This window comes from Pseudomonas sp. SK3(2021) (assembly GCF_016772375.1).
Taxonomy (GTDB): Bacteria; Pseudomonadota; Gammaproteobacteria; order Pseudomonadales; family Pseudomonadaceae; genus Aquipseudomonas; species Aquipseudomonas chlororaphis_I.
Map to the genome: position 1 here is coordinate 609093 of NZ_CP061943.1, position 15225 is coordinate 624317.

15 protein-coding genes and 2 tRNA genes are annotated in these 15225 nt (G+C 63.2%); 3 read left to right on the forward strand and 14 right to left on the reverse strand.

The genetic code is table 11. The features are described 5' to 3' along the window. The first annotated feature begins 9 nt into the window (after nucleotides 1-9). A complete protein-coding gene (locus IF690_RS02730) occupies nucleotides 10-327 on the forward strand; it encodes a cytochrome C oxidase subunit IV family protein (RefSeq protein ID WP_009046499.1) in 318 nt (105 codons plus the stop codon). A gap of 31 nt (nucleotides 328-358) precedes the next feature. Here the strand turns inward: IF690_RS02730 and IF690_RS02735 are convergent, their stop codons facing one another. The 8 genes from IF690_RS02735 to IF690_RS02770 all read right to left on the reverse strand — a co-directional run bounded on the left by IF690_RS02735 (nucleotide 359) and on the right by IF690_RS02770 (nucleotide 6907). Then, entirely contained in the window at nucleotides 359-913 is a 555-nt protein-coding gene (locus tag IF690_RS02735; RefSeq protein ID WP_202698753.1) for a magnesium transporter, read from the reverse strand. Nucleotides 914-1282: 369 nt separating this feature from the next. Then, nucleotides 1283-1358, reverse strand: a tRNA-Thr gene (locus tag IF690_RS02740). 79 nt (nucleotides 1359-1437) lie between these two features. Beyond that, nucleotides 1438-2259, reverse strand: a complete 822-nt coding sequence (locus tag IF690_RS02745; RefSeq protein ID WP_202698754.1) for an FkbM family methyltransferase — start codon at nucleotides 2257-2259, stop codon at nucleotides 1438-1440. Nucleotides 2260-2613: 354 nt separating this feature from the next. Further along, nucleotides 2614-3825 carry a methyltransferase gene (locus tag IF690_RS02750; RefSeq protein ID WP_202698755.1) on the reverse strand — a complete coding sequence of 404 codons (1212 nt, stop codon included), beginning with the start codon at nucleotides 3823-3825 and terminating at the stop codon, nucleotides 2614-2616. An 80-nt stretch (nucleotides 3826-3905) separates the two neighbouring features. Next, the gene (locus tag IF690_RS02755) at nucleotides 3906-4595 is read right to left on the reverse strand and encodes an ABC transporter permease (protein WP_007922607.1); all 690 of its coding nucleotides are present in this window, start codon (nucleotides 4593-4595) and stop codon (nucleotides 3906-3908) included. Continuing rightward, nucleotides 4592-5287, reverse strand: a complete 696-nt coding sequence (locus IF690_RS02760) for an ABC transporter permease (RefSeq protein ID WP_092306006.1) — start codon at nucleotides 5285-5287, stop codon at nucleotides 4592-4594. The genes IF690_RS02755 and IF690_RS02760 overlap by 4 nt, the downstream gene beginning before the upstream one ends. Before the next feature lie 77 nt (nucleotides 5288-5364). Continuing rightward, nucleotides 5365-6120, reverse strand: coding sequence for an ABC transporter substrate-binding protein (locus IF690_RS02765; protein ID WP_009046513.1), 756 nt, complete (start codon nucleotides 6118-6120; stop codon nucleotides 5365-5367). A gap of 13 nt (nucleotides 6121-6133) precedes the next feature. After that, a complete protein-coding gene (locus IF690_RS02770; RefSeq protein WP_009046514.1) occupies nucleotides 6134-6907 on the reverse strand; it encodes an ABC transporter ATP-binding protein in 774 nt (257 codons plus the stop codon). Nucleotides 6908-7472: 565 nt separating this feature from the next. On the opposite strand from IF690_RS02770, the gene gabP reads away from it, so the two are divergent. After that, entirely contained in the window at nucleotides 7473-8870 is a 1398-nt protein-coding gene (gene gabP / locus IF690_RS02775; protein WP_202698756.1) for a GABA permease, read from the forward strand. A 213-nt stretch (nucleotides 8871-9083) separates the two neighbouring features. Here gabP and IF690_RS02780 read toward each other — a convergent pair whose 3' ends face one another. Both IF690_RS02780 and IF690_RS02785 read right to left on the reverse strand, forming a co-directional pair. After that, nucleotides 9084-9482, reverse strand: a complete 399-nt coding sequence (locus tag IF690_RS02780; protein WP_202698757.1) for a hypothetical protein — start codon at nucleotides 9480-9482, stop codon at nucleotides 9084-9086. 104 nt (nucleotides 9483-9586) lie between these two features. Then, on the reverse strand, nucleotides 9587-10555 hold the full coding sequence (locus IF690_RS02785; RefSeq protein ID WP_202698758.1) for an alpha/beta hydrolase family protein: 969 nt from the start codon (nucleotides 10553-10555) through the stop codon (nucleotides 9587-9589). Nucleotides 10556-10904: 349 nt separating this feature from the next. On the opposite strand from IF690_RS02785, the gene IF690_RS02790 reads away from it, so the two are divergent. Beyond that, entirely contained in the window at nucleotides 10905-11363 is a 459-nt protein-coding gene (locus tag IF690_RS02790) for a carboxypeptidase regulatory-like domain-containing protein (RefSeq protein ID WP_202698759.1), read from the forward strand. Nucleotides 11364-11450: 87 nt separating this feature from the next. Here IF690_RS02790 and IF690_RS02795 read toward each other — a convergent pair. The 4 genes from IF690_RS02795 to IF690_RS02810 all read right to left on the reverse strand — a co-directional run bounded on the left by IF690_RS02795 (nucleotide 11451) and on the right by IF690_RS02810 (nucleotide 15190). Next, nucleotides 11451-11526 (reverse strand) — tRNA-Phe (locus tag IF690_RS02795). Between the two features lie 102 nt (nucleotides 11527-11628). Beyond that, the gene (locus tag IF690_RS02800; RefSeq protein WP_023970060.1) at nucleotides 11629-11901 is read right to left on the reverse strand and encodes an oxidative damage protection protein; all 273 of its coding nucleotides are present in this window, start codon (nucleotides 11899-11901) and stop codon (nucleotides 11629-11631) included. Continuing rightward, the gene (gene mutY, locus IF690_RS02805; protein WP_023970061.1) at nucleotides 11898-12965 is read right to left on the reverse strand and encodes an A/G-specific adenine glycosylase; all 1068 of its coding nucleotides are present in this window, start codon (nucleotides 12963-12965) and stop codon (nucleotides 11898-11900) included. Before mutY ends, IF690_RS02800 begins: the two co-directional genes overlap by 4 nt. Continuing rightward, nucleotides 12962-15190, reverse strand: a complete 2229-nt coding sequence (locus IF690_RS02810) for an AsmA family protein (RefSeq protein WP_202698760.1) — start codon at nucleotides 15188-15190, stop codon at nucleotides 12962-12964. Before IF690_RS02810 ends, mutY begins: the two co-directional genes overlap by 4 nt. Nucleotides 15191-15225: the final 35 nt, after the last annotated feature.

Below are 15225 nucleotides of genomic sequence, written 5' to 3' on the forward strand. Positions count from 1 at the left end.
GTACCGGCGATGGCACATGCACAAGGCCAACAGCATCCAGTGAGCTTGTACCTGAAGATCTGGGGACTGTTGTTCGTACTCAGTACCCTGTCCTACCTGGTCGACTACTTTCACTTCGAGGGCTATTTCAGGTGGTCGCTGATCCTGGTCCTCATGTTGCTGAAGGCAGGCCTGATCGTTTCCATCTTCATGCACATGGCGTGGGAACGCCTGGCGATGGTCTACGCCATACTCGTCCCGCCCTTGTGCCTTCTGGTGCTGGTGGGCCTGATGGCAGCCGAGGCGGACTACGTGTTTTCCACCCGGGGGATCTTCCTCGGGCAATGACCGGCTTCCGCCTCCGGCGTTCAACGGCGTTCTATATCGTGCGCTTGAACTGATGCCATTTCTGCAGCCAGGCCACTATCCAGTGAGGGGCGGCTGCGCCAGTTCCGGCGACCTGTAGTTGTGGGTGATGGCTGATGACCCGATCCAGGACTGCTTCCTGAGCGGGTTCCACATCCACGAAGAAGATGTGCTCGCCGTCCTTTATCGTCTTTTTCAAATTGCTGAAGTGGGCATTGGGTACCTGGATACCGAAGAAGCCGCCTTCCCAGATACAGAAGCCCAGGATCACGATCGCCAGGAAGATGAACGGCACCCAGCCTGCCGCGGACTCGGTCCAACCTGCCAGATAGGCACCGAGCAGTACCAATGCCGCGAGCGGTATGCCAATGACCGCGCCAATCTCGCCGGAGTGCACGACATCCTGCTTCATGAGTGAGTTCACATCATGCAGGTGATGCTGTTCCACATCCGCATCCCGGTCGCTGAGCACATGAATTTGCTCGGTACTGATACCGCTGGCTTCCAGTTCGCTTTCAACGGTTTCCAGATCGTCGAGATTATCGCTGATGTAAAAGTGTCGGTTCATGAGTCACCTCCTACTTGATCGTCGCAGAGGCCCCCATTTTTTCTGCAGTCGTTATCTGATATTCCAGAGCGTTTTCCTGCCGCCCTGGATAACACCGCACGCTTGTCGCTAGCTAAAAAAGTATAGCACCACCCTCCGCAACGCCTTGCCGGCCGCGGGCTGCGGGCATATACGGCAATCTGATGGGCGTGAGTCCTCTGTCGATGGCCGTCCGGGCTCCACCCATGCGGTGATGATCGATCAGTCGGGGGAATTGCCAGACAAGCCCTGGCACAGGTGACGCTGGCGGGTGGTATGCGACCCGCTCAGGACAGGACGCGCGCAAACAAAAAAGGCCCACCTTGCGGTGAGCCTTTTTCGTTGAATCTATGGTGCCGGCACCAGGAGTCGAACCCGGGACCTACTGATTACAAGTCAGTTGCTCTACCAACTGAGCTATACCGGCGTGTCAGGGCGACGATTATAGCGATTGGCGGGGTTCTGTAAACCCCTGAAATCTGACTATTTTTGCTTTGTGCCGGGCTCTAGCCGCGGACCAGCACTTTCTTGAGTTTTTCGAGGGCGCGCCATGAGCGGCTGTTGCGCAGGGCGTGCAGTTCGGCTTCGGCGCGGTCGGCGCGTTGGCGTTCGGCGATCAGGGCCTGTTCCAGGTCGGTGGCGGGGGCGACGAAGCGGTGGCCGGGGTTGAACTGGAATTCGTCGAGGTTGCATGGCGGGATGTCGAAGGCGCCCTTGAGGTTCAGGTGTTCTTCGGCCAGGTAGAAGGTATTGATGCCGTCGAACACCAGCGGGTGGTAGCCCGCGCCGGTGACCAGGGTTTCCCAGGCCTGGTCGCGGTTCCACGGGGTTTCGATCAGCAGGATCCACGGTCGCCAGCGGCGCAAATCCATGCTGCGCAGCACGGTTTCTTCGTGGCCTTCGACGTCGATCTTGAGGAAGTGGATGGGGCCGTCGACGTGGGCCTCGCAGATGTCGCTCAGGGTGCGCGAGCTGACGATCTGGGTCTGCACCGGCATGCCGGCATCCTTGTGCTGCTGGGCGATGACGGGGTCGAGGGTGGACAGGCCGGTGTCGGCGATGCCGTAGAAGGTCAGGGCCTCGGCGTTGTCGCCGGCCGCGCACTGCAGGTTGGTGTCCCTGGGGCGCTCCTGGCACAGGGCGTCGTAATAGCTGGGTACCGGTTCGACGTTGATCCCGCTCCAGCCACGGTCGTAGAAGGCGCGGGTCACGGAGTCGGTGGTGGGGTGGTTGGCGCCGACGTCGATGTAGAAGCCGTTTTCAACGTGCTTGAGCGCGCGCCACAGGCGGATGTCTTCGAAATTCTGTGCATAAGAAATGAACGTCACTGTCTTTTCCCGTCACTCACAAAGGTTCTGGCTCGGACGCGCCCACGAGCGCCTGCGTCTGTATAACAAGCGCCGCCAACCGGTGCAATTTGCCGCTCCTGTGGTGCCGGTTTTCGGCGGTTATGTCCTTTGGTGTTAATGCTTATGCACAATCGCGGGCTGTTGCACGGCGATGACGGCCGATTTTGTGGATCCGTTCTCAATTCGCCGCAACTGGCTGTTTTTTCGTTGATTTATTTTTATGAACAAAAAATGACCAGCTGTGTATAAGGTCTGTAGCAGGCACTTTCAGGGGCTTCGTCATGAATTCATCAACAGAGTTATCCACAGGCTGGGTGGGGTGATGGATCCAACTTATCCGCGTTCCGCCAGCAGCATCAGGTTGCGTGGGGTGAGCGGCGCCGGGCAGAACAGGCCCAGTTGCACGCGGTAACCCTGTTCCTGCAAAAACAGAGCGCGATCGAGCACCAGCCACAGCTCCAAGGGGCGGCGGAACAGCCCGCGCAGCAGCTCCAGGTTGCGGACCTGGGCCAAGCGCTGCCAGCCGGCGGCTTCCAGCGCCGGCCAGTCCTGCGCACCGACTGTGGATAAGTGCTTGAGGGCGGCCAGGTCGCGGCAGTAGTCGGCGAAGGGTTTGTCCAGCCAGCTGGCGGGCAGCGACGGGGTGGGCAGGTATTGATCGACCCCACGCAGCCGGCGCTGCAGCAAGTCGAAGGCCAGGCGCCGGGCCATGGAGCTGTCGCGCTGGCGGCGCACCCGGGCGCCGGCGGTGACGGTCTCGCTCAGGGGCAGGCCGAGGTCGTCGAGGGATAGTTGCAGCGCCGAGCCCTTGGCCGGGCCGGAAAGCGGCTGGTACTCGGTGTGGCTGATGCGGTTGTAGCAGCAGGGGGCGATGGCCAGTTGGCGACAGCCGCGCTCGCTGGCCAGCTGCATCAGGCGTACATGCAGGTCGCCACAGGCGTGCAGGGCCACCGGAGTGTGTTCGGCGCTCAGGCGGCCAGCGGTGTCGGCGGCGAGCACGTCCTGCCGCAGGTGGCTGACCGGCAGCCGATGGTGTTCGCTCAGTTGCCGGCCGCTGGCGACCAGGGCCGGGTCGTACTCCAGGCAGGTCAGCTGTTGCCCGGGTTGCAGCAGGCGGCGGCCAAGGTGGCCCTTGCCCGAACACCAGTCCAGCCAGTGGCCGGGTGCCTGGGTGAATTCCAGGCAGGCGGCGAAGGCTTCGATTTGCTGCCATTTGCGCCCGGGCACATCGACGTTGAGGCGCTGGCGGGCGGCAGGCACTTGGTGCGTCGGCAGCTCGGCCACCGCGCCCAACGCCGCGGCGGTCCGCGCCAGGTCGGGGAAGGGCGCGGGAGCATCGAGCCGCTCGGGGTGGTTATGGCTGGCCTCGGCGTCGTCCAGGCTGCGCTGGCGCAGCCATTGGGCGAGTTCGCGGTGCTGGGTTTCCCAGGGCAGTTGCAGCTCGGTGAAGGGGCGTGGACGCCAGAGCCGTTGATGGTCGAGCAGGAAGCGGTCCAGGGCCTGGAAGCGGGTGAGGAGTTCGGGGCCTTGGAGGATCGAGGGCATGCTGGGCTCGGCGGTGTCTGGGGGGATGGCAATCGCGAGCAAGCTCGCTCCTACAGGTTAGGCCGGTAGGAGCGAACGGTTCAGCGGCCTTGGCATTGCTCGACGCGCAGCCAGCGTTCCAGCAGCTTGAAGCCTTGCACCAGGACATAGGACATCAGCAGGTAGAACACCCCGGCGGCGAAGAAGATCTCCACCGGCAGGTAGGTGCGGGCGATGATGGTGCGGGCCATGCCGGTCAGTTCCAGCAGGGTCACGGTGCTGGCCAGGGCGCTGGCCTTGAGCATCAGGATCACTTCGTTGCTGTAGGCCGGCAGGCCGATGCGCGCGGCCCGGGGCAGGATGATGTAGAATAGCGCCTTGGGCTTGGACATGCCCAGCGCCCGCGCCGCTTCGATCTCGCCCGGCGGGATGGCCTGGATCGCCCCACGCAGGATCTCGGCGATATAGGCCGCGGTGTGCAGGGTCATGGTGGCGGTGGCGCACCAGAACGGATCGCGCAGGTACGGCCACATCGCGCTGTTACGCACCGCGTCGAACTGCGCCAGGCCGTAGTAGACCAGGAACAGCTGCACCAGCAGCGGCGTACCGCGGAAGAAGAAAATGTAGGCATAGGGCAGGGCGCGCACGTACCACAGGCGCGACGAGCGGGCGATGCCCAGCGGAATGGCCAGCAGCAGGCCGGCGATGACCGCGATGGCCACCAGTTCCAGGGTCAGCGTGGCGCCCTGGGCCAGCTTGGGCAGCCACTTGATGATCACTTCCCAGTTCATTGGGCGCTCCTCGCGAAGCCGCGAGCGGCGCGTTTTTCCAGGAAGTGCATGCCGGTCATGGCCAGCACGGTCAGGCCCAGGTACATGAAGGCCGCCACCATATAGAAGGTGAAGGGTTGCTTGGACACGGTCACGGCGATCTGCGAGTGACGCATGATTTCTTCCAGGCCGATCACCGACACCAGCGCGGTGTCCTTCATCAGGATCATGAACAGGTTGCCCAGGCCCGGCAGGGCGATGCGCCACATCTGCGGCATGATCAGCTTGGTGAAGATCCGCCATTTCGACAGGCCCAGGGCCACGCCGGCCTCACGATGGCCCTTGGGGATGGCGAGGATCGCGCCACGGAACACTTCGGTGGCGTAGGCGCCGAAGCACAGGCCGAGGGCGATGACCCCGGCGGCGAAGGCGTTGAGTTCCAGCTCCGGGTTGCCGAAGAACTCACCCAGGGCGCGCATCAGGTTGACGGTGCCGAAGTAGATCAGCAGCACCCAGAGCAGTTCGGGAACGCCGCGCACCAGGGTCGAATAGGTGCCGCCAAGCCATTGCAGCGGCTTGTACGGGGAAGTCTTGGCCAAGGCGCCGAGCAGGCCGAGCACCAGCCCCAGGCACAGCGCCGAAAGAGCCAGCTTGACGGTCATCAGCGCGCCAGCGGCGAGCGCCGGGCCGAATCCGTAGAGATCGATATTCATGGATGGTTATTCAAGTCGCGGCAGGCTTTGCTAAGGACCGGCGCCCTCGGGGAGGGCGCCGGGCAGGCCAGTCAGTATCAGTAGATGCTGAACGGGAAGTACTTGTCGTTGATCTTCTTGTAGGTGCCGTCGGCCACGATTTCTTTCAGGGCGGCGTTGAGCTTCTCGCGGATCGGATCGTTCTTGCGCACGGCGATGCCGATCTTGTCGCTTTCTTCAACCGGGTCGCCCTTGAACTCGTAAGGCTTGCCCGCTTCGCTTTTCAGCCACTCGTAGTTGACGTACTTGTCGGCCAGGATCGCGTCCAGGCGGCCGGAAGTCAGGTCGAGGAAGGCGTTTTCCTGGGTGTCGTAGAGCTTGATGGTGATGTCGTCGCCCAGGTTGTCTTCCAGCCAGGTACCGGCCAGGGTGGCGCGCTGCGCACCGATGATCTTGCCCTTGAGGGAAGCCTTGTCGGTCTTGAAATCGGCCTTGTCTTTAGGCGCGATGAACTGCAGCTTGTTGGAGTAGTACGGGTCGGTGAAGTCCACCGCCTGCTTGCGCTCGTCGGTGATCGACATCGAGGAGATCAGGAAGTCGAACTTCTTGGCGTTCAGGGCCGGGATGATGCCGTCCCAGTCGGAGGTGACCACTTCGCACTCGACTTTCATCTTGGCGCACAGGGCATCGCCGATGTCTTTGTCGAAGCCGACGACCTGGCCACTGGCATCCTTGTTGTTGAACGGCGGGTAGGCCGCTTCGATGCCCATCTTCAGTTTGTCGGCGGCCATCGCATTGGCCGAGAACACCAGAGTGGCGGCAGCGGCCAGGAGGAATTTCTTATAGCTCTGCATGCGTGTTGCTCCGTTAGCGGTTGCTGGACATGAATTGTTTGCAGCGCGCCGAAAGCGGGTTCTCGAACACCTGCTGTGGCGATCCTTGCTCTTCCACCAGGCCCTGGTGCAGGAACACCACCTCGCTGGAGACCTGACGGGCAAAGCTCATTTCGTGGGTGACCAGCAGCATGGTCCGGCCTTCTTCGGCCAGGGCGCGGATCACGTTGAGCACTTCCTGGACCATTTCCGGGTCCAGCGCCGAGGTCGGCTCGTCGAACAGGATGACTTTGGGTTGCATCGCCAGGGTGCGGGCGATGGCGGCGCGCTGCTGCTGGCCGCCGGAGAGCTGGGCCGGGTAGGCGTGGCGCTTGTCGGCGATGCCGACCTTGGCCAGCAGCGCCTCGGCCACTTCGATGGCCTCGGCCTTGCTCTGGCCGAGCACTCGGCGCGGGGCTTCGATGATGTTGTCGAGCACGCTCATGTGCGGCCAGAGGTTGAAGTTCTGGAACACGAAGCCGATTTCGCTGCGCAGGCGGTTGATCTGCTTGCCGTCGGCGGCGACCAGTTCGCCGTTCTTGGCGGCCTTGAGCTTGAGTTCTTCACCGGCCACCAGGATCTGGCCCTGGTGCGGGTTTTCCAGGAGGTTGATGCAACGCAGGAAGGTGGACTTGCCGGAACCGGAGGAACCCAGGATCGAGATCACATCGCCGTCGCGTGCGGTCAGCGAGACACCCTTGAGTACCTCCAGCGAGCCGTAGCGTTTGTGCAAGTTGCGGATTTCAAGCGCGGGCGTGGCCTCGGCCATGTGCGGTCCTCATGAGTTCATTGCGCTCCTGCTGGTAGCGGCTTTCCTGGCGAGGCGCCAACCTAGCATAGCGTTCGAATGACAGCCAACAGCGCTTCAGGGTGTAAGCAGACGGCGTGTGACAGGTTGTCGCATCGGCACAGCAGACTGTCGCCCCATCAACAACCGAACGCCCGTTTGAACCCTGTTCCCAGCGGGTGTCGCGTAAAAAAAGGCGCGATGGTGCCAGCTTTGGCCGGGTGTTGGAAGGGTAAAACGGCCAAAGGTTGCGTATCCGCCCTCTATTTGTGCGTCGCACACTTTTTGTGTGTGTTTCTGGTGCGCAGGTTCGTTCTAAAAATGGGTGGCGCGGTAACGTTCTGGCGCAAGGCCATTAATCTCAAGGACTTATGCTCATCCGTCGGTCGCCCTCGCAGCCCGCGCCGGCTGGGAACTTGTAACATTTTGGCGCAAATCTTGCGTAAGAAATAAAGAACGCTCTGTTGGATTCTTTTTACGACTGCCTGTGTGAAAGGAAAAGCCAGGCCGGGCGGACGCTTTCGCTTTCTTCGCAAAGGTAGTTTCAATGAGCAGTACGCAGACCTCCAATGACCTCGAACAGGGGCTCAAACCGCGGCATGTCACCATGCTGTCGATCGCCGGGGTAATCGGCGCCGGGCTGTTCGTCGGTTCCGGCCACGCCATCGCCGAAGCCGGCCCTGCGGTGCTGCTGGCCTATGCGGCCGCGGGCACCCTGGTGGTGCTGGTGATGCGCATGCTGGCCGAAATGGCCGTCGCCTCGCCGGACACGGGTTCCTTCTCGACTTACGCCGACCGCGCCATCGGCCACTGGGCCGGCTTCACCATCGGCTGGCTGTACTGGTGGTTCTGGGTGCTGGTGATCCCGTTGGAGGCCAACGCCGCCGCGACCATCCTGCATGCCTGGTTCCCCGACATCGCGATCTGGGCGTTCACCCTGGTGATCACCTTGCTGCTGACCGCGACCAACCTGTTCAGCGTGAAGAACTACGGCGAGTTCGAGTTCTGGTTCGCCCTAATCAAGGTCGTGGCGATCATCGGTTTCGTGGTGCTCGGCCTGTTGGCGATCTTCGGCCTGCTGCCGACCAGCGAGGTCAGCGGCGTGTCGCACCTGTTCGATACCCAGGGCTTTCTGCCCAACGGCATGGGCGCGGTACTCGCCGCCATGCTGACCACCATGTTCTCGTTCATGGGCACCGAGATCGTCACCATCGCCGCCGCCGAGTCGAAGAACCCGGGCCAGCAGATCAGCAAGGCCACCAACTCGGTGATCTGGCGGATCGGCCTGTTCTACCTGGTGTCGATCTTCATCGTCGTGTCGCTGGTGCCATGGAATGACCCGAGCCTGGCCCAGGTCGGTTCCTACCAGACCGTGCTCGATCGCATGGGCATCCCCAACGCCAAGCTGATCGTCGACCTGGTGGTGCTGGTGGCGGTGACCAGCTGCCTGAACTCGGCGCTCTACACCGCCTCGCGGATGCTGTTCTCCCTGGGCAAGCGTGGCGACGCCCCGGCCGCGGCCAAGCGCACCAACAGCAGCGGCACGCCTTACTGGGCGGTGATCTTGTCCACTGCAGCCGCCTTCCTCGCAGTATTCGCCAACTACGTGGCGCCAGCCGCGGTGTTCGAATTCCTCCTGGCCAGTTCCGGCGCCATCGCCTTGCTGGTGTACCTGGTGATCGCGGTCTCGCAACTGCGCATGCGCCAGAAGCGCACCGCGGCCGGCGAGAAGATCGCCTTCCGCATGTGGCTGTTCCCGGGCCTGACCTACGCAGTGATCGTGTTCATCGTCGGGGTGCTGACCATCATGCTGTTCCAGGAAGGGCACCGCATGGAAATCATCGCCACCGGCCTGCTGAGCATCATCGTGATCGCGGCGGGCCTGTTGGTGGCGCGCCGGCGCAAGCTGGAGAAGCGGGCGGCCGGAGTGTTGAGTCGCGCCTGAGCCTTTCCCGGTAAGCAAAAAGGCCGCTGTCAGCGATGACAGCGGCCTTTTTTGTGGTCTGAGGGCCATGCATGACGCGTTGTAGCCGCTGGCGCAGCCTGCGATCGGCCGGGCACCGGCCGCAACCCCGGCAATCCGGTAACGGCTGACACACCACAGACGGCCGCTTCGTCGGAGGCAGGCTTCGCCTGCGGCTACAGATCGTGTTGAGCCTTATTTCTGCATCAGCGCTTCCGAGGCGGCCAGGTAAGCGGCCTGGAATTCCGGGCTTTCGATCCAGGCCAGGGCGCCGGCCTCGTCGGTCTCGCTGGACCATTGGCGGTACTCGATCAGGGCCGCGAGGATGAAGTCCATGGCGCCTTCCTCGCCTTCCTGCTCGTAGACGATCTCCAGCAGCGGGTCTTCCAGGAACGCTGCGCACATCGCCTGCTGGCTGGTCTTCTCGGCGTCGATCATTTTCTTGAACAGCTCGGTCAGGTCCACCGATTCGAAGTCGATGCGGTCGTCGTTCGGGTCCAGCTCCACCGGCGCGGCGTTGCGCTGGGTGCGGTTCTGCTTGGCCTTGGTTTTCGCCCGCTGGGCTCTTTTGTGTTGCTTGTTCGCAGATGCCATGGGCGTCGTACCTTTTGCGCAAATAGGAGGGCCGGGCATCGATACTGCGTCCGGCCTGGCTTTGAGGCGGCAGAGGATGCCAGTAAATGCGCCGCCTGGCACGCTCAACGGCTACCGCTGATCAGGCGTCCCGGGGTGTCGCTGGGCAGCGCGGCGTGTTGCAGCCAGGCCAGGGCGATCGGCCACAGGCGGTCCCGGTAATGGCTGCGGAAAAACGCAAAGTGCCCGACTGCCTGCTCGCCGATGTCCCTGGGGTCGATGCGCCAATGGCGGCGTTGGCTGGCCGTGAAGTAGTCCAGCAGGCGCTCGATGGCCGGCACGGTGCCGTAAGGGTCGTCGCTGATGCTGATGGCCAGCAGCTGGGCCTTGACCCGGGCGAAGGGCAGCGCCGGGTCCCGGCGTGCCAGATGGCGCCCGCTGGGCCGTCGTTGATAGTGTGCGGTGGGCGTGGCCCAGTCGCGTACCACGCCGGCGGGAGTGTCCTCCAGCCAGCCCAGGCGCTTGCCGGGGAAGTAGCCGTAAATCGCCGTCAGCAGCGGCATCACGACATGCCATTTGCCCAGCATGCGCCAGCGGCTCGCCGGGGCGTAGTCGCGCCAGTAGGCGAACTGCGCGCCCACGGTCACCACGCGGCGGATCAATTGCCCGGACGCCCCCAGCCCCACCGCGCAACCGCCGAAGCTGTGCCCGACCACATCGATGGGCTGGCCGGGGAATTCCCGCTGCGCGCGTTGCAGCATGGCTTCGAAGTCCAGGCTGCCCCAGTCCGACCAGGATGCCTTCAGTTTGCGCATCGAGCCCGGCCGCGACTCGCCGATGCCGCGGTAGTCGTAGGTGATGACGTCGAAGCCATGGCTGAACAGGTAATCGGCGAACCGCGAATAGTGCCGGCAGCGCACGGAGGTAGCGGCATTGATGATCACCAGCGGGCGCGCGGGGTCCGGTTCGGCATGGCGCCAGGTGAAGCCGCCCAGCATGAAGCCGTCGGCGGCGGGCTCGCGGAAGGCCGTGCCGGGGCTACTGCTGGCGGTGCTGGCCGGATGCAGGGGCGAAGGCGGGGATTGCACGGTCATCGGCGCTATTCCTTTGCGGGCGAACAGGCGTGTCGGCTCTTTTTGGGTGCAAGCATTAATAACCGCCTTGTCCGCGCCGTGGCAACCGTCGGGATAGGCGCCGCTGCTAGGTTCTTTTGGTTGAAGAGATCACACCGAATCGATCTAAACAGCCCTAAATCGGGGCGTACACTGACTATCAAGGCCCGCGGGCACGCCGCCTGACGGGCTTTTCATTCGAGCATCGTTTGTTGAGACGTGGCTGAGCCATTCGAGAGGAAAGGGGAGACCCGGACGCTGTCGCGCTGGGGCTGGATTCTTGGCGGTGGCATCCCATTCAGTGGTTCGAGACGAACCGGGAGTGCTCATCATGAAATCCTATTTTTCGTGGGTCGTAACAGGCGTTCTCGCGGCATTCCTGTCGCTTTCGCCGCTCAGCGTACAGTCCGCCACCCTCAGTAACGAACCCATCGACCCGGCGGGCGTGCAACTGGAACCTCAACAGCAGAACGGCATTAACTATCTGGCCGGCGGTATCGGCCTGGATGAGTCGCGCGCGCTCTTGCAGACCAAGGGGTACAACCTGCACATGACCTTTTCCGTCGGCCCGGAAAACAAATACACCTCCGATGTCGACCTGGCGATCCAGAACCCGCAAGGGCAATCGGTGCTGACCCTGAATCAGGTCGGCCCGATCGTCTTTGTGCAGCTGCCGGCCGGCAAGTACCAGGTTATCGCCACCCGTGGCGGGCATACCGAGCGCAACACGGTGGATATGAAAGTGGCGGGCGTTCGCGACCTCAACCTGCATTGGAATGAAGGTTATTGAACGAGGAGGAGGGGTTGAGACAAGTGCCCGCTAATCGCAGGCAATAAAAAACCCCTGAATCTTGCGATTCAGGGGTTTCGGTATTAGTGGTGCCCAGAGACGGAATCGAACCGCCGACACGGGGATTTTCAATCCCCTGCTCTACCGACTGAGCTATCTGGGCAACGGGGCGCATTAAACGGGTTTTTCGGGGGGGCGTCAAGCAAGTTTTGAAAAAAGTTTAATTATTACCGCCGCTTACGTTCCCACCCCGATTTGCGGGCAATTACTCGGACGGCGGCACGTAGCCGTCGGCCTTGGCGTATTCCTCGCCGGAGAAGAACTTGTCCATCTCGCCCTGCAGGTATTTGCGGTCTTCGGCGTTCATCATGTTCAGGCGTTTTTCGTTGATCAGCAGGGTCTGGTGTTTCTGCCAGTCGGCCCAGGCCTTGGCGGACACGTGCTCGAAGATCTCCTGGCCCTTGGCGCCCGGATACGGAGGGCGCTCCAGGCCTGGCAGCTCTTCTTTGTACTTGCGGCACATCACGGTGCGGGTCATTGCAACTCTCCTGCGTTCAATACGTCGGCCGCGCGTTTGAGCAGTTTTTTCACCGGGGCGGCAAGGCCCAGGCGCGGCGGGGTGGCGAGGTTATACCAGAGCCAGTCGGCCTCGGCCACGTGATGGGCGGATGCCTGGACCTGCACCAGCCAGGGCTCGATGGCCAGCTGGAAGTGACTGAAGGTGTGCACCAGCCCGGCCATTGCCTGTTGCTTGCCCAGCTCCAGCGAGTGCTGCGAAGCCAGGTGTTCCAGGTCCGCCAGGTCGTCCAGCTCGGGCAGGCTCCACAAACCGCCCCACAGGCCGCTTGAAGGCCGGCGGTACAGCAAAATGGCACCTTCATGGTTGGCCAGCATCGGCATCAGCGTGCGTTTCTGTGGCACTTCCTTGCGTGGCTTGGGGATCGGGTAGCGGGTTTCCAGGCCCAGCATGTGCGCTTCGCAGCCTCTTTCCAGGGGGCACAGCAGGCAGCTGGGCTTGCTCCGGGTGCAGAGGGTGGCGCCCAGGTCCATCATCGCCTGGGTGTAGTGGTTCACCCGGGTCTGCGGGGTGAAACGCTCGGCCGCGGCCCACAGCTGCCTGGCCACCTTGGGTTCGCCCGGATAGCCTTCCTGCGCGGTAAAGCGCGCCAGCACCCGCTTGACGTTACCGTCGAGGATCGGCGCGCGCAGGCCCATGCTGATGCTGGCGATGGCGCCAGCAGTGGACAGGCCGATGCCCGGCAGCTCGGTGAGTTTTTCCACGTCGCGGGGAAACTCGCCGCCGTACTCGGCGACCACGATCTTCGCGGTCTTTTGCAGGTTGCGCGCGCGGGTGTAGTAGCCCAGGCCGGTCCACAGGTGCAGCACTTCGTCTTCCGGCGCGGCGGCCAGGGCCTGGACCGTCGGCAGCGAGGCCATGAAGCGGTCGAAGTAGTTGAGCACGGTGCTGACCTGGGTCTGCTGCAACATGATTTCCGAGACCCATACCCGGTACGGGTTGATCTCCTGCTGCCAGGGCAGGTCATGGCGGCCATGGCGGTCGTACCAGTCCAGTACCGCCGGTGCGAACTGCTCGGCCCTCATCGTTTGAACAGCCCTTTGAGTGCGTTTTTCAGTTCCGGGCTGACCTTGTCGCCGAGTTTTTCATCGAGCTTTTCGCTGAGGCGATCGCCGGCCAGCTTGGCCGCGACCTGGCCCAGGCCGTCGCGGTCCAGGCGGCAGGCCTTGGCGCCCAGCTCCAGCGGGCCACGGCAGCGCAGCGGCAGTTCGATGCCGACAAAACGTTCGCCGACCTGGCAGGCCGGGTCCGGCATGTCGCTCTTGTCGCCTTCGACGATGATGCCGACGCGATAATCCATGCCCAGTACGCGCAGGTCGATGTCGCCGTTGCCTTTGACGCTCATGCCCGGGATGCGCACCTTCAGGTCCGGGTTGCTGGCTACGCCGTTACGCAGGGTCAGGCTGCCCTTGAGTTCCTGGAAGGCTGTGTCCTTGCCCCGCGGTTCGCTGCTCAGGGCCTTGCGGTTCAGCGTGGCGATGCCCTGGCACACCTGCTGTTCGAGGTTGGCATTGAGCAGCACGCCGTTGTTGACGACGAAGCTGGCGTTGCCGTTGAGGCTGTCGATCAGCGCTTTCTGGCTGTTGCCGCTGCTAGTCAGGTTGCTGTCGAGGGTCGCCAGGCCCTTGACCGGCGGGTTCTGCCCCTGGCTTTCCAGAATGCGCTCCACCGGTACCCGGTTGATCCTGGTCTGCAGGCTCAGCTGTGGCGTCGGCTGACGCACGTCGAGGTTGCCGTTGGCTTCGAAGCTGCCGTTGTACAGCTCGCCGCGCAGGCCTTCGAGTTTCAGCAGGCCGCCCTGGCCGTTGGCCTTGAGCGTGGCGTTCTGGATCGGCAGCTTGTCCAGGGTCAGTTGGCCGAAGCTCAGGTCGGCGTCCACATCCAGCTTGCTCAGGCGCTCCACCGGTAGCAGGCGCTCGGTGCTCCAGGCGCCCTTGGTCGGCGCGTCCGGCAGCGGCGAGTTGCCGGCCCCGTCGACAGCGCTGGCCTCGCTGCTCTGCACTTCGGCCTTGCGTGCCGCCGCGGCGCTGTTGGCTTCGGCGGATTTCGGCGGCAGGTAGCGGTCGACGTTGAAGGTGTCGGCCTTGAGTTGGGCGCGCAGCGATTGCTTGGCCAGGTCTTCGACCGCCAGGCGGCCGCTGAAGCTGCTGTCGTCGAGTTTCAGGTTGATGTTTTCCAGGGCGATGCTGTTCGGCGTGGCGGACAGGCGGCTGACCAGCTCGACCTTGCTCAGGCTGCCTTCGGCCATGGCCGGCAGGGTCTGGCCGATGCTGTCGACGAACTTGGCCAGGTCGAACTGGGCGATGGAGAGGCCGCCGTTGAGCTGCGGGGTCTTGTCCAGGTCGTGGACCTTGAGCTCGCCGATGGCGCGCAGTTGGTTGAGCGAGAGCTTCAAACCAGTCCATTCGGCAACGTTGGCGGCTTGGTCCAGCAGCAGCTGGCCCTGGGCGGCGAAGGTCAGGGTCTTGCCTTGCAGCGGATCGCCGGCGGCTTCGCCGGACAGCTTCATGTCTTCGAACTGGTAGCGCTTGAGTGCGCGGTCGAAGCGCAGCTCGCCCTTCAACTCGGTGCGCACGCGCACGGCCGGCTGGGTGCTGGCGAGAAAGGCGGTGAGCTTGACCGGGGTGTTGGTCGCTTCGTGGATCGGGCCGGTGCTCAGCTGGATGCTTTCGGCGGTGAACTGCTTGCCGCTCTGTTCGTCGTTGTATTCCACCCGGGCGTTGTTCACGGTCAGGCTGTCGATATCCAGGCGGATTGGCTGCGCCGGTTTTTCCGTGTTGGCCGGAGTCGCGGCAGTGGTTTCGCCGGTGCTGGTGGCCGGGGTTGCGGCCTGCTTGTCGGCGGGGGCGACCTTGCCGATGTCTTCCCAGTTGCCGTGCCCGTTCTTGTCGCGGGTCAGGCGCAGGTTCAGGCCTTCGACACGCACATCGCTCATCTGCACTTCGCGGCGCAACAGCGGCAGCACGCGGACCGACAGGCCGAGCATTTGCAGGTCGGCGAACGGCTGGGTCGGGTTGGCCAGGGTGGCGACGCCGGCTTCATGCAGTTCCAGGCCGAGCCAGGGGAACAGGCTCCAGCCGATATCGCCATTGAGCGTCAGCTCGATGTGGGCCTTGTCGCGGGCTATCTGGCGAATTTCTTCTTTGTAGTCGTTGGGATCAAACAGGTGAGTCAGGGCGAAGCCGAGAGCCACGATGATCAGCAACAGCCCGAGAAGTACCAGACCCAGGATTTTGCCGAACGCTTTCATGGGCGAGTCCTTGTAGTGTCGAATTCGAATTTAGC

Excerpts from the sequence above, each read along its gene's own strand:
- IF690_RS02755 (WP_007922607.1), bottom strand. The coding sequence starts at position 4,595 with ATGAACTGGGAAGTGATCATCAAGTGGCTGCCCAAGCTGGCCCAGGGC.
- IF690_RS02800 (WP_023970060.1), bottom strand. The coding sequence starts at position 11,901 with ATGACCCGCACCGTGATGTGCCGCAAGTACAAAGAAGAGCTGCCAGGC.
- IF690_RS02760 (WP_092306006.1), bottom strand. The coding sequence starts at position 5,287 with ATGAATATCGATCTCTACGGATTCGGCCCGGCGCTCGCCGCTGGCGCG.
- IF690_RS02785 (WP_202698758.1), bottom strand. The coding sequence starts at position 10,555 with ATGACCGTGCAATCCCCGCCTTCGCCCCTGCATCCGGCCAGCACCGCC.
- IF690_RS02735 (WP_202698753.1), bottom strand. The coding sequence starts at position 913 with ATGAACCGACACTTTTACATCAGCGATAATCTCGACGATCTGGAAACC.
- IF690_RS02750 (WP_202698755.1), bottom strand. The coding sequence starts at position 3,825 with ATGCCCTCGATCCTCCAAGGCCCCGAACTCCTCACCCGCTTCCAGGCC.
- IF690_RS02730 (WP_009046499.1), top strand. The coding sequence starts at position 10 with ATGGCACATGCACAAGGCCAACAGCATCCAGTGAGCTTGTACCTGAAG.
- gabP (WP_202698756.1), top strand. The coding sequence starts at position 7,473 with ATGAGCAGTACGCAGACCTCCAATGACCTCGAACAGGGGCTCAAACCG.
- IF690_RS02770 (WP_009046514.1), bottom strand. The coding sequence starts at position 6,907 with ATGGCCGAGGCCACGCCCGCGCTTGAAATCCGCAACTTGCACAAACGC.
- IF690_RS02810 (WP_202698760.1), bottom strand. The coding sequence starts at position 15,190 with ATGAAAGCGTTCGGCAAAATCCTGGGTCTGGTACTTCTCGGGCTGTTG.
- mutY (WP_023970061.1), bottom strand. The coding sequence starts at position 12,965 with ATGAGGGCCGAGCAGTTCGCACCGGCGGTACTGGACTGGTACGACCGC.
- IF690_RS02780 (WP_202698757.1), bottom strand. The coding sequence starts at position 9,482 with ATGGCATCTGCGAACAAGCAACACAAAAGAGCCCAGCGGGCGAAAACC.
- IF690_RS02790 (WP_202698759.1), top strand. The coding sequence starts at position 10,905 with ATGAAATCCTATTTTTCGTGGGTCGTAACAGGCGTTCTCGCGGCATTC.
- IF690_RS02765 (WP_009046513.1), bottom strand. The coding sequence starts at position 6,120 with ATGCAGAGCTATAAGAAATTCCTCCTGGCCGCTGCCGCCACTCTGGTG.